12 protein-coding genes and 3 pseudogenes are annotated in these 12239 nt (G+C 59.3%); 10 read left to right on the plus strand and 5 right to left on the minus strand.

Translation table 11 applies throughout. From position 1 onward, the window contains the following. Positions 1-90: 90 nt before the first annotated feature. Entirely contained in the window at positions 91-471 is a 381-nt protein-coding gene (locus KGB18_RS29605) for a type III restriction endonuclease subunit R (RefSeq protein WP_263292595.1), read from the minus strand. A 777-nt stretch (positions 472-1248) separates the two neighbouring features. Here KGB18_RS29605 and KGB18_RS29610 point away from each other — a divergent pair. Continuing rightward, the gene (locus KGB18_RS29610) at positions 1249-1557 is read left to right on the plus strand and encodes a DUF3077 domain-containing protein (RefSeq protein ID WP_123719906.1); all 309 of its coding nucleotides are present in this window, start codon (positions 1249-1251) and stop codon (positions 1555-1557) included. Between the two features lie 306 nt (positions 1558-1863). Further along, a pseudogene (locus KGB18_RS29615) lies at positions 1864-2071 on the plus strand (hypothetical protein). 201 nt (positions 2072-2272) lie between these two features. On the opposite strand, the pseudogene KGB18_RS29620 reads toward KGB18_RS29615, so the two are convergent. Then, a pseudogene (locus tag KGB18_RS29620) lies at positions 2273-2385 on the minus strand (PH domain-containing protein); the annotation flags it as partial. 126 nt (positions 2386-2511) lie between these two features. Here KGB18_RS29620 and KGB18_RS29625 point away from each other — a divergent pair. The 5 genes from KGB18_RS29625 (at position 2512) to KGB18_RS29645 (ending at position 8365) form a co-directional block, all read left to right on the plus strand. Beyond that, on the plus strand, positions 2512-2889 hold the full coding sequence (locus KGB18_RS29625) for a hypothetical protein (RefSeq protein WP_201059942.1): 378 nt from the start codon (positions 2512-2514) through the stop codon (positions 2887-2889). A gap of 337 nt (positions 2890-3226) precedes the next feature. After that, a complete protein-coding gene (locus KGB18_RS29630) occupies positions 3227-3703 on the plus strand; it encodes a formate dehydrogenase subunit gamma (protein WP_123719908.1) in 477 nt (158 codons plus the stop codon). Continuing rightward, complete coding sequence (locus KGB18_RS29635; protein ID WP_223570959.1) at positions 3700-5262, plus strand: formate dehydrogenase beta subunit; 1563 nt, start codon at positions 3700-3702, stop codon at positions 5260-5262. The genes KGB18_RS29630 and KGB18_RS29635 overlap by 4 nt, the downstream gene beginning before the upstream one ends. Further along, on the plus strand, positions 5259-8147 hold the full coding sequence (fdhF, locus tag KGB18_RS29640) for a formate dehydrogenase subunit alpha (protein ID WP_201059944.1): 2889 nt from the start codon (positions 5259-5261) through the stop codon (positions 8145-8147). Before KGB18_RS29635 ends, fdhF begins: the two co-directional genes overlap by 4 nt. Beyond that, positions 8144-8365, plus strand: a complete 222-nt coding sequence (locus tag KGB18_RS29645) for a formate dehydrogenase subunit delta (RefSeq protein ID WP_223570960.1) — start codon at positions 8144-8146, stop codon at positions 8363-8365. The genes fdhF and KGB18_RS29645 overlap by 4 nt, the downstream gene beginning before the upstream one ends. Before the next feature lie 104 nt (positions 8366-8469). On the opposite strand, the gene KGB18_RS29650 is transcribed toward KGB18_RS29645, so the two are convergent. Together KGB18_RS29650 and KGB18_RS29655 are read right to left on the minus strand one after the other, a co-directional pair. Continuing rightward, positions 8470-9822, minus strand: a complete 1353-nt coding sequence (locus KGB18_RS29650) for an ATP-binding protein (RefSeq protein ID WP_201059945.1) — start codon at positions 9820-9822, stop codon at positions 8470-8472. Next, positions 9819-10529, minus strand: a complete 711-nt coding sequence (locus tag KGB18_RS29655) for a response regulator (RefSeq protein WP_123719912.1) — start codon at positions 10527-10529, stop codon at positions 9819-9821. Before KGB18_RS29655 ends, KGB18_RS29650 begins: the two co-directional genes overlap by 4 nt. A gap of 166 nt (positions 10530-10695) precedes the next feature. Between KGB18_RS29655 and KGB18_RS29660 the strand changes: the two genes are divergently transcribed. Further along, positions 10696-11487 (plus strand): VacJ family lipoprotein, encoded by a 792-nt coding sequence (locus KGB18_RS29660; RefSeq protein ID WP_223570961.1) that lies wholly within the window; start codon positions 10696-10698, stop codon positions 11485-11487. Then, the gene (locus tag KGB18_RS29665) at positions 11477-11740 is read left to right on the plus strand and encodes a hypothetical protein (RefSeq protein ID WP_123719913.1); all 264 of its coding nucleotides are present in this window, start codon (positions 11477-11479) and stop codon (positions 11738-11740) included. The genes KGB18_RS29660 and KGB18_RS29665 overlap by 11 nt, the downstream gene beginning before the upstream one ends. 121 nt (positions 11741-11861) lie before the next feature. On the opposite strand, the pseudogene KGB18_RS29670 reads toward KGB18_RS29665, so the two are convergent. Continuing rightward, positions 11862-11981, minus strand: a pseudogene (locus KGB18_RS29670) (gamma-glutamylcyclotransferase); the annotation flags it as partial. A 36-nt stretch (positions 11982-12017) separates the two neighbouring features. Between KGB18_RS29670 and KGB18_RS29675 the strand changes: the two are divergent. Continuing rightward, positions 12018-12239 (plus strand): hypothetical protein (locus KGB18_RS29675; RefSeq protein ID WP_223570962.1); only part of this gene is annotated, 222 nt, incomplete at its 3' end.

Here is a 12239-nt window from a genome sequence, read left to right on the forward strand (position 1 = left end):
TGTAGTGTCTTAAAGCTTGAGGGGGACATATCCGTTACAGATCGGGTACGGCAAATACTGGATGCAGTCGACGGACTGAACCACACACCTTCAGTCATGTGAACGTGTGTTGGCTATACGCTTACGCCTTAGCAGCCCCGCAGAATACTCGACCGTGACTGGCAAATCTTGGTGATTGAACAAAACATCGAAATTAATCCAGAAATTATCATACAAAGCCTCCTGAGTCTTCCTAATACTATCCTTAGTAACCAGCCCAGGAGTAACAATAAGAACTCGACCATTACACGAACCAAAAGGCGCAATAGAAATCAGACCGCTTTTACCAGTACCCGTGGGAAGAACAACCAAAGCCTCCTTATTCTCAGGAACACAAAAAAAAGATTTTATTTTTAGATACGCTTCGATTTGTGGTGTGCGCAGCTTGCTGTTGCCTTCAATATTCACAGCAGTATCAATAAAATAACTCATATTCTAATCCCTGAAAGAAAGGCCCAAACGTTAAAAATCTGAAAGACTAAAGCAATCCAACCGATTAATTCTGCTCCTACATTTCCTCTCCTTCCTGCTAGCTCACCAACCCATCGCTGAACGGCTAAAACTCAATAATGAGAATTAAAGCGTAGGTATCAGAATTATGCTTTCCAGAGCCTAGCTTATAAGGACATGCTGCCCAGTTGCCCGTAACAATGTCCTTTTTGAATATGCTCATGTTTTGGAAAGCTTTCGCTGAACGGAACGATACTGGAAGGACGCAAATTGGGAAATGTCAGAGGATTCCGAAATAACTGTAGGGATATTTCCTTCGTAGCCTAGAGCTAGTGAATTGCATCGAGAGTTGGCACGAGTCATTGGGTTTCTAAGGTTGCAAGATAGAAATCTCCACGATACCCTCCCACCGTCGCTGCCAATTCAGCGACCGGGCTTGGTAACCCGAGGTAAATCACTGCGCAACAGTGCCATGCGTCCGCAGGCGCTTTTTTTTCGCCTGCGATCTGCGTTATGGCGGCTGTGCGTGGGACGTCTTCGGACGTGCCGGTTTCCTTGATTTCCCGGTTTACCAACCTGCGCACAGCTGCCACCCATTCGCTTGGTAACGAATTGTGGCAGCTCTTAAAAATTAAGGAGCTTCGCAATGCGCTGTATGGATACGTACAAAATTCGGCTTCTCCCTCAACGCGACTCTCAGTTGCGTAACACCCCACTGCCCACCCTCGCCCACTGCATCTCCATCACCGGAGGTGGCCAATGACCGATCAATCCGAGCTGAAAACCATCGGCTTAACACCTGCCATTTACTGCGCCGATCAACCGCTTTTCCACGTCACTCGTGGCGTTCCCCTCGGCGATGCATTAGCCATGGCTTCTGACTTTCTGTTTCTTGCCAAGAAGCTGAATGAAGATGCCGCGTACGCCACGGACACCGACCGCCATGCTTGGGCTGCGCATTATTTGACGGCGATGAGTAAGGCGGTGGTTGATGATGCGGTGAAGGTACTGACGCGGGATCGGAAGGTTGCACCGATGTCGAAGCAGGCAGCGGAGGCTGAAGAGTAGCTTCTGGTTTTTAGACGTCAGGCGTAACGCATGTAGGGACGGGTTTGGTCGCGGGCTGGGGCATTCAGCGGGAGTGATGGTTGCCTTGAGTTTTTCGCGAGCAGGCTCGCTCCTACAGAGGGTGGTTGGAACGGCGTTGGAAGAGTGGGCTTAGGCAACTTCCATGTTCCAGAAACAAGAAGGCCCGAACGTAATGCCGGACTGAGCCAGCACCAGAGAATCGGGCGCGATTGGGATTGATGCTGCCGTAGCCAAATGACCAAGTCAATGTGTACGTCACATAAAACGCGGCGAACATTGGGGTTTATGCCCGAACTCAAAACCATCGGCTTAACCCCCACCATCTACTGCTCCAATCAACCACTCTTCCACGTCACTTGCGGCGCTCCCCCCTGCGATGAGTAAGGCGGTGGTTGATGATGCAGTGAAGGTACTGACGCGTGACCGTACTCCCACTCCCACTCCCACTCCCACTCCCACACCTAACCGGACAGCGGCGAAGTCTGAAGGGTAGTGGCTGATAAATGGGGGATGATTCTCACGCCCAGTAAGGTATGAAGCCTGTGGGAGCCAACTGCTTGCGATGACCGCAGTGCACTCAGCATTGATGCTGGCTGACCTGGCGCTTTCGCGGGCAAGCCCGCTCCCACAGGGATTGCGCTTAACGGACAGGCATTATTAATCCCGAGATTGTCGGGGCTTTCGATCACTCAGCTCACAGCAAATGCGGAGAAATCAGCGTCGAAATCTCCACCCTCGAAGTCCTGCCGGTGAATTCAAACTTCACCTTCCCCTCGATGAAAAACAAATCTCCAACTCGGAATCCAACCCACATCAAACAACAACGCCCTTCAGCACAGAGCTATCAGTTTGATATCGTGCCTCCAACGCTTCATCTCATCAAAGATGACCAATGGCAGTTTCAGGGGCATTGTTAACAAGGAAAAGGATTGAATGCAGCTAATCGGCGTGTTGGTGTTCTTCGCTGCGACAGTGGGGATGTGGATTGGGGTGGTGAGGAACCGTGGCACCCTGAATCTGTGGCTCGCTAATCTGGCGGGTGCCGTGGGTAGTTTTATTGTCGGAATTGCGGTGCTGATTCTGTTCAACAGATGGTTTGTCCCCGGAGGAAACTCGGCATGGGGCGTTGTATTCATGTTCTATACATTGATGGCGGTTTTAGGGGCCTTTGTCGGAACCTGGCTTCTGGTGATCGCCAGATTCAATCAGTCTGAATCCCCCATCGTCCGTCATTTGATCGCCGGAGCGTGCAGTGTGTTGGCGGCACTGACCACGGTGGTGTTGTGGGTGATGATCCTTCCCGCCAAGTGAGTGTTTTGGCACCCCACTCATCGCGCTCAAGGATTACCTGAAGATACTCAGTGAGCGAACACCTTTGGCCGCACTCTTCTAGACTTAATAGGTAGTCGTAGACAGAATCGAACACGTCGCTTTGGTGCAGATGAATCAAAGGCAGCATGGCAAGCTGCCTGTTATGCCCTGAAGAGGTGCGGCAAAGACCGCACCGGGCCCAACAAGATGCCCGCTCAGGGTGCCTGGCCAACGGCCTGAAAATGCCACGATACCGTGACGTGGTGTGACTGCCGCAGCCGACACTTTCGGACAACTGACAACCGCCTGGTTTGTCCGTGATCGTGAGGAATGCTGTATGCCTGATGAGATGTTGCACCTGCCTATGGTCAACAGCCTGCTGGAGCGCCACAAGCGCGCCCCCGGCGCACTGTTGCCCATCCTTCATGAGATTCAGGAGGGCATCGGTTACATCCCCGATGCCGCCATCCCCGAGATTGCCCACGCGCTCAACCTGAGTCAGGCCGAGGTTCGCGGGGTGATCAGCTTCTACCATGACTTCCGCACCGCGCCGCCCGCCCGGCATATTCTGCGTCTGTGTCGGGCCGAGTCCTGCCAGAGCCGCGGCGCCGAGCAGCTCGCAGCGCAATTGCGCGAACGTCTGCAACTTGATGACCACGGCAGCAGCGCCGACGGCAACATCAGTCTGCGTCCGGTGTATTGCCTCGGCGCCTGCGCCTGTTCGCCAGCCCTTGAGCTGGATGGTCAGCTGCATGCGCGGCTCAGCCCCGAGCGTCTGGATGCCCTGCTCGATGCTTGCCGGGAGGACGCATGATGCCGGCTTTCTATCTGCCCCGTGATTCGCTGGCCCGTGCCGTGGGTGCCGAAGAGGTGGCCGTAACCCTTGCCTCTCAGGCCCGGGAACGCAATCTGCCGCTGGACCTGCAACGCACCAGTTCTCGCGGCCTGTACTGGCTGGAACCGCTGCTGGAAGTGGACAGCCCGCAAGGCCGTATCGGCTTCGGTCCGCTGACGGCTGCTGATGTGCCGTCGGTGCTCGATGCGCTGCAAGGCGAGTCGTCCGACCATCCGCTGGCCTTGGGGCTGGTGGAAGAGTTGCCTTATCTGAAGACTCAACAACGCCTGCTGTTTGCCCGCGCCGGCATTACCCAGCCGCTGTCCCTGGAGGATTACCGGGCTCACGGCGGCTTTGAGGGTTTGACACAGGCCATCGCCTTGGGCGGCGAGCAGACCGCGACTGCTGTGTTCGATTCGGGGTTGCGTGGCCGTGGCGGCGCGGCCTTCCCGGCCGGGATCAAATGGCGCACGGTGCGCGCCACCCAGGCTGCGCAGAAATACATTGTGTGCAACGCCGACGAAGGCGACTCCGGCACCTTTGCTGACCGCATGCTGATGGAAGGCGACCCCTTCCTGCTGATCGAAGGCATGGCGATTGCCGGTCTGTGCGTTGGAGCGACTTACGGCTACATCTATGTGCGCTCGGAATACCCGGCTGCCGTGGCGACACTGCGTGCGGCACTGGACATCGCCCGGTCCGCCGGTTACCTCGGCGCCAATGTTGGCGGCAGCGGTCTGGCCTTCGATATGGAAGTGCGAGTCGGTGCCGGCGCGTACATCTGCGGTGAAGAAACCGCGCTGCTGGACTCTCTCGAAGGCAAGCGCGGGATCGTTCGCGCCAAGCCACCGATCCCCGCCTTGCAGGGTCTGTTCGGCCTGCCGACGCTGGTGCACAACGTGCTGACCCTGGCCTCGGTGCCGCTGATTCTGGCCAAGGGCGCGCAGTTCTATCGCGATTACGGCATGGGCCGCTCCCTGGGCACCATGCCCTTTCAGCTGGCGGGCAATATTCGTCACGGCGGTCTGGTGGAACGGGCCTTTGGCCTGACCCTGCGGGAACTGGTGGAAGACTACGGCGGTGGGACCGCCAGTGGCCGGCCGCTGAAAGCCGCCCAGGTTGGCGGCCCCCTCGGCGCCTGGGTGCCGCCATCGCAATTCGACACACCGCTGGATTACGAAGCCTTCGCCGCCATCGGCGCCATGCTCGGTCACGGTGGTGTGGTGGTGGCTGATGACAGCCTGGACATGGCCCGCATGGCGCGCTTCGCGATGCAGTTCTGCGCCGAGGAATCCTGTGGCAAATGCACCCCATGCCGCATCGGCTCGACCCGGGGCGTGGAGGTGATCGACCGTCTGCTGGCCGCACCTGACCAGAACAGTCGTGATGAGCAGGTGATCATCCTCAAGGACCTGTGCGACACCCTGCAATACGGTTCGCTGTGCGCGTTGGGCGGCATGACCTCCTATCCGGTGGCCAGCGCCCTCAAGTACTTCCCCGCCGACTTCGGTCTGCAGTCCTCGGAGGCCGACCAATGATCACTCTCTTCGACCCGAATACAGATATCGACCTCGGAACCCCTGCCCGCGAAAGTCAGGTGCAGGTCACCGTGAACATCGACGGCCGCAGCATCAGCGTGCCCGAAGGAACCTCGGTGATGCGCGCCGCAGCGCTGCTGGGTACCACCATTCCCAAACTGTGTGCCACCGACAGCCTGGAAGCCTTCGGCTCCTGCCGCATGTGCCTGGTGGAGATCGATGGCATGCGCGGCTACCCGGCGTCCTGCACCACGCCGGTCAGCGAAGGCATGAGCGTGCACACCCAGACGCCGAAGCTCGCCACGCTGCGCCGCAACGTCATGGAGTTGTACATCTCCGATCACCCGCTGGACTGCCTGACCTGCTCGGCCAACGGCAATTGCGAGCTGCAAACTGTCGCCGGTCAGGTTGGCCTGCGGGAAGTGCGTTACGGCTATGAAGGTGAAAATCATCTGGCCGACGTGAAGGACACTTCCAACCCCTACTTCGATTACGACCCGAGCAAATGCATCGTCTGCAACCGCTGCGTGCGCGCCTGTGAAGAAACCCAGGGCACTTTTGCCCTGACCATTACCGGGCGCGGTTTCGAATCCCGGGTCGCGGCCGCCGGTGGCGATAACTTCCTCGAGTCCGAATGCGTGTCCTGCGGCGCCTGTGTGCAAGCCTGCCCCACCGCGACCCTGATGGAAAAAAGCGTGGTGGAACTGGGTCAACCCGAACGCAGCGTGATCACCACTTGTGCCTATTGCGGCGTGGGCTGCTCGTTCCGCGCCGAGATGAAAGGCGACCAACTGGTACGCATGGTTCCAGACAAGAACGGCCAAGCCAACCACGGCCACTCCTGCGTCAAAGGGCGCTTTGCCTGGGGCTACGCCACCCACCCGGATCGCATCACCAAGCCGATGATCCGCAAGCACATCAACGATCCTTGGCAGGAAGTCAGCTGGGATGAAGCGGTGACCTACGCCGCCAGCGAATTCCGCCGACTGCAGCAAAAATACGGTCGCGACTCCATTGGTGGCATCACCTCCAGCCGCTGCACCAACGAAGAAACCTACCTGGTGCAAAAACTGGTGCGCGCCGCCTTCGGCAACAACAACGTCGACACTTGTGCGCGGGTCTGCCACTCGCCGACCGGCTATGGCCTGAAACAAACCCTGGGCGAGTCCGCCGGCACCCAGAGTTTCGACTCGGTGATGCAGGCTGACGTGATCCTGGTGATGGGCGCCAACCCGAGCGATGCCCACCCGGTGTTCGCCTCCCAGCTCAAACGCCGCCTGCGTGAAGGCGCGCGGCTGATCGTCATCGATCCACGACGCATTGATCTGGTGGACTCGGTGCATGCCCGCGCCGAACTGCACCTGGCCCTGCGCCCGGGCACCAACGTCGCCATGCTCAACGCCCTGGCCCATGTCATCGTCACCGAAGGCTTGCTCAACCAGGCCTTTATCGACGCCCGTTGCGAGGGCAGCGATTTCGCCCGCTGGAGCGAGTTTGTCAGCCGTGCGGAAAACTCGCCGGAAATTCTTGGCCCCATCTGCGGCGTCGCCGCTGCCGACATCCGTGCGGCCGCTCGCCTGTATGCCACCGGTGGCAATGCGGCGATCTACTATGGCCTGGGCGTCACCGAACACAGCCAGGGCAGCACCGCGGTCATGGGCATCGCCAACCTGGCCATGGCCACTGGCAACATCGGCCGCGAAGGCGTGGGCGTGAACCCGCTGCGTGGACAGAACAACGTGCAGGGCTCCTGCGACATGGGCTCCTTCCCCCACGAGTTGCCCGGCTACCGGCACATTTCCAACGAAGTGGTACGGGCGCAGTTCGAACAGGCCTGGAACGTCACCCTGCAACCCGACCCGGGCCTGCGCATTCCCAACATGTTCGAGGCAGCTTTGGGCGGCAGCTTTAAGGGCCTGTATTGCCAGGGCGAAGACATCGCCCAGAGCGACCCCAATACCCAACACGTCACCGCGGCCCTGTCGGCCATGGAATGCATCGTGGTGCAGGACATTTTCCTCAACGAAACCGCCAAGTTCGCCCACGTGTTCCTGCCGGGCAGCTCGTTCCTGGAAAAAGACGGCACCTTCACCAACGCCGAACGGCGCATCTCTCGGGTGCGCAAAGTCATGGAACCGCTGGGCGGCAAGGCCGACTGGGAAGGCACAGTGGCACTGGCCAATGCGCTGGGTTACCCGATGAACTACCAACATCCGTCAGAAATCATGGATGAAATCGCCAGCCTGACGCCGACCTTCACCAACGTCAGCTACACCGAACTGGATCGCCACGGCAGCCTGCAATGGCCGTGCAACGCCGCGGCACCAGACGGCACGCCGACCATGCATATCGAGGAATTCGTGCGCGGCAAGGGGCGCTTCATGCTCACCGGTTACGTGCCCACCGAGGAAAAGGTCAACAGTCGTTATCCCCTTCTGCTGACCACCGGGCGCATCCTCAGCCAGTACAACGTCGGCGCCCAGACCCGGCGGACAGACAACGTCGCCTGGCACCACGAAGACCGCCTGGAAATCCACCCGACCGACGCCGAGAGCCGTGGCATCAACGAAGATGATTGGGTCGGCATTGGCAGTCGCGCCGGACAGACCGTACTGCGTGCGCGGATCACCGAACGGGTAGCCCCAGGCGTGGTGTACACCACCTTCCACTTCCCTGAATCGGGGGCCAACGTCATTACCACCGACAACTCCGACTGGGCCACCAACTGTCCGGAGTACAAGGTCACCGCCGTGGAAGTCAGCCGCGTCTATCACCCTTCCGAGTGGCAAAAACGCTATCAGGAATTCAGCGACGAACAACAACGTCTGCTCGACGAACGCCGCCAGGCACGCACCGCCGGAGCAAAAGCCGAGGTGCGCCGATGAGCACTGACAACCTGATCAAGATGGCCAACCAGATCGCCCAGTACTTCGCCAACGAACCGGACCAGCAACAGGCCGTGCTCGGCGTGCGTAATCACCTGCAGATGTACTGGACGCCCGGCATGCGCAAGGAATTGCTGGCCTGGCAGACGGCGCATCAGGGGGCAGACTTGCACCCACTGGCGCAGGCTGCGGTCAGTGGGGCGGGCTGGGAGGCTTAGGTTTACACGATCCCTTGGGGAGGATTTTGCCTGTTGACTCAAAACCTGTGGCGAGGGAGCTTGCTCCCTCGCCACATGTGAGCAGTATTGCGAGTCTTTCGGGACTAATGCACCGGCAACACCACCAACGCTTCCAACCCGCTCTTCGACCGATTTCGCAGTGTCAGCTCGCCTCCGTGCTCCAGCACAATCGCCCGCGCCGCCGATAACCCCAAACCAACACCCCCAGTGCTTTTGTTCCGCGAGCCTTCCATCCGGAAGAACGGCACAAACACTTGCTCAAGGCAGGTATCTGGAATGCCCGGCCCACGATCCAGTACTTTGATCCGCACTTGGCCAGCGCTCGGGATCAGTTCAATCCCCGGCTCACTGCCGTACTTGATAGCGTTGTCGAGCAAGTTGGTAATCACCCGTTTAAGCCCCAACGGACGCCCGAAATACACCAACCGCAGCGGCCCGCTGAACGTAATGTCGACTCCCTGATCTCGATAATCATCAAGCAACGTTTGCAGCAGTTCCGCCAGATCAAACTGGGTCGCCGGTTCAAGCCGCGCATCATCACGAAAGAACTCCAGCGCCGAGTTGATCATTGCCTGCATTTCATCCACGTCACGAAACAGCCGCTGCTGTTGCTCGCTGTCTTCGATGAATTCGCCACGCAAGCGCATCCGCGTCAGAGGAGCGCGCAGGTCGTGGGAGATGGCGGCGAGCATTTGCGTGCGATCGCGGATGAAGTGTTGCAGCTGCGCCTGCATGGCGTTGAACGCGAGAATGGCCTGGCGGATTTCGTGGGGGCCGAGCGGTTCGATCGGCGGTGCGCGGAAATCCACACCGAAGCGACGGGCGCCTTCGGCGAAGCGCTGCAAAGGGGTGGCGAGGCGTCGGGTGGCGATCAGCGCGACCAGTGCGGTGGAGAACAGCACTAGCAGGATCACGATCAGGTAGCGTGGCGCTTCGTCGAGCCCCCAACTGCGCGAGGGCGCGGAGAACATCAGCCACGATGAATCCGATAGCTCGATCAGCAGCGCGTAATGCGCGTCCGCCGTGTGCTCCGTCCAGTCGGCCGGTTCATAGGCTTCAATGCGCCGGTCAGGGGCTCTGAGCATCGGCTGCAGGATAGTCGAGCCGATGTCAGACTTCGGATCGTCCACTGTCGGCAGGTTGAGATCGTGCCGGTCAGGGTGCCAAGTGACAGTGAAGCCGTTCTCGTTGGCGGCTTGCGCCAATGGGTTGCGCAGTGGCGCCGGGGCGGCCTCGATGATCCGGGCGATGGCGGCGGCTTTTTCCAGCAAGCCGATTTCGGTCAGTGGCGGGCGCGCCCATACGCCGGCCAATTGGATAAACAGCCCGTTGAGCGCCAGTGAAATGAGCATGGCCAGGATGATCGTCAACGCGATCCAGCGCGCCACCGTATCTTGCGGCCAGTCTCGGGCGCGAATCCGCTTCAGCCAGCTCATCGCCGCGTCACGCTGGGGGTGAACAGGTAACCGCCGTTGCGCACGGTGCGAATCATTGCCGGGCGCTTGGTGTCGGACTCGAGTTTGCGTCGCAGGCGGCTGACCTGGACGTCGATGCTGCGATCGAACGCCTCATGGCAATGCCCGCGGGCCAGGTCCAGCAATTGTTCGCGGGTGAGAATGCGTTGCGGGTGTTCGACGAAGACCAGCAGCAGGTCAAACTCACCGGCCGACAGCGGGATCATCACGTTGTCCGGCGAGCGCAACTCACGGCGAGTGACGTCCAGGTGCCAATCAGCGAAATCAATCAGCGGCCGTGGCCGTTCCTGCGATACCGGACGGCGCTCGTCCACTCGGCGCTGCACGGCACGCACTCGGGCCAGCAGTTCACGGGCGTCGAAGGGTTTGGTCAGATAATCATCAGCGCCCAGCTCCAGGCCGACCACCCGATCACTGAGTTCACCCATGGCGGTCAGCATGATCACCGGTATTGCGTGTCGAATCCGCAGTTGCTGACACAGGACCAGCCCGCTGTCGCCGGGCAACATCACGTCCAGAATGATCAGGTCCGGCGCCTGGCGCTCTATGGCCACCCACAGCGACGCACCGTCCGTGGCGACCTCTACGCTGTAGCCGTGCTGCACGAAGAATTTTTTCAGTAGATCAAGGACTTCAAGGTCGTCGTCCACAATTAAAAGGCTGTTCACCGAAGGTCACTTAAGGGGCGAATGGAACCGCCATCTAAAACCATTCACGGCCGCGCGTCATATATTTCAACTCTGCAATAAAGCGTCAGCACCGCAATAAACCAGACATCTTGACGCAAGGATTGGAGCTCAGCATCACGGCGAATTCCTCCTGAGACTTGCATCCATGTTGCCTTTCAAGTGTGCTCCCTGGTTGGCCCGCAACACCTCAATTGCCGTGTTGGCCGCAGGGCTGACGGGTTGCAGCAGCCAGCAGCCGTCCACCACAGACGTGGCCTGCGCTGACATTGCCTATTCGGTGTACGACCCGGCAGAACCGTTCAATCGCGGCGTCTTCGCGTTTAACCGGGTGGTTGATGATTACGCCTTGGCACCGGTCGCGCGCGGTTACCGCTACACGCCGGACTTTTTCCAGACCGGTGTGCATAACTTTGTGGCGAACTTCGGTGAGCCCAAGGTCTTTATCAATGACCTGCTGCAAGGCAACCCGATGCGCTCGGTCAATACCCTGGGACGTTTCGCGCTCAACACCACGGTAGGTGTGGTGGGCTTGATCGACGTCTCCGGCATGGCCGGTATCCCGCGCCACGACTCGGACTTCGGCCAGACCTTCGGCGTGTGGGGCATCGGCAACGGTCCGATCGTCGAGCTGCCATTGCTCGGGACCTCCAACAGTCGCGACGCCGCCGGTCGCGTGCTCGGTTTTGTGGTCGATCCGTTCGGCAGCAATAGCGATACCGTGGAGACGCTGTCCACTATCAGCACTGTCGGTGGCATCGTCGATGGTCGGGCAGAAGCCTTACCGCTGACCGACAGCCTGCAAAAACTTCCGGACTATTACAGCGCGTTGCGTGATGTGGTGGCCGAGCATCGTGCTGCTTACGTGGCCGATGGCAAACAAGGCTCGCCAGAGAACACCACCCCAAAATGCACAGGAGCACCGGCCGATGGGTTCTGAAAGCAATAGCCTGACTCTGCAGCAGCGGGTGATCCGAGACGATCCCGCCAATCTGCATTGTCGGGAAATCACCCTGCGCCTGTCACCAGACTGTCGCCAACTGGTGCTCACCCGCTACACCGAACACTACGGCCCGGCGTTGGTACGCTGGATAGAGCGCAGCCATACGGTGTCGGTGGCCGAGCTGTTTCGTTGGCTCGTGGCCAATGGTGAGGCAGGGGTCATGAGAGCGAGCAGCCAGTCGCAGCCTTGATTTCAGGGTGATGATACGGAGGATGGAAGTCTTCCGGTCATCATCCCGCCCGAAGCCTACAGCGAAACTGAGGCAAAGCTATTTCCCCCCCCCGCACAGTGGCTGCAGCCCTTACCAACAATCAGGCTCGTACATAGACCCAGGCGCTGATGCCGGACTTGAGGGTCACACTGACGCGTTTGTAGTCCGCCACCTCGTATTTGTCGGCAGCGACTAGCTCTTGGGCCGTGATCTCGAAAACCCTGCATCACCTTCGTGCCCTTGACAGGCTGCGCCCATGTCGATGAAGAAAATGCTCATCGACATGACGCCTGAGCGAGACTGTGACAGCCGTGGGCGGTCCGATGATGCTGTACGAACTTTCCTGCGGACAAAACAAAACCCCTACCTGCATACGCAGATAGGGGTTTCGGAATTTAATCTTGACGATGACCTACTCTCACATGGGGAAACCCCACACTACCATCGGCGATGCATCGTTTCACTGCTGAGTTCGGGA

The organism is Pseudomonas sp. BF-R-26 (assembly GCF_019947395.1).
GTDB classification, from domain to species: Bacteria; Pseudomonadota; Gammaproteobacteria; order Pseudomonadales; family Pseudomonadaceae; genus Aquipseudomonas; species Aquipseudomonas farris.

Bases quoted from the DNA above. Each gene is read 5' to 3' on its own strand.
- KGB18_RS29605 (WP_263292595.1), bottom strand. From the start codon at position 471: ATGAGTTATTTTATTGATACTGCTGTGAATATTGAAGGCAACAGCAAG.
- KGB18_RS29610 (WP_123719906.1), top strand. From the start codon at position 1,249: ATGACCGATCAATCCGAGCTGAAAACCATCGGCTTAACACCTGCCATT.
- KGB18_RS29625 (WP_201059942.1), top strand. From the start codon at position 2,512: ATGCAGCTAATCGGCGTGTTGGTGTTCTTCGCTGCGACAGTGGGGATG.
- KGB18_RS29630 (WP_123719908.1), top strand. From the start codon at position 3,227: ATGCCTGATGAGATGTTGCACCTGCCTATGGTCAACAGCCTGCTGGAG.
- KGB18_RS29635 (WP_223570959.1), top strand. From the start codon at position 3,700: ATGATGCCGGCTTTCTATCTGCCCCGTGATTCGCTGGCCCGTGCCGTG.
- fdhF (WP_201059944.1), top strand. From the start codon at position 5,259: ATGATCACTCTCTTCGACCCGAATACAGATATCGACCTCGGAACCCCT.
- KGB18_RS29645 (WP_223570960.1), top strand. From the start codon at position 8,144: ATGAGCACTGACAACCTGATCAAGATGGCCAACCAGATCGCCCAGTAC.
- KGB18_RS29650 (WP_201059945.1), bottom strand. From the start codon at position 9,822: ATGAGCTGGCTGAAGCGGATTCGCGCCCGAGACTGGCCGCAAGATACG.
- KGB18_RS29660 (WP_223570961.1), top strand. From the start codon at position 10,696: ATGTTGCCTTTCAAGTGTGCTCCCTGGTTGGCCCGCAACACCTCAATT.
- KGB18_RS29665 (WP_123719913.1), top strand. From the start codon at position 11,477: ATGGGTTCTGAAAGCAATAGCCTGACTCTGCAGCAGCGGGTGATCCGA.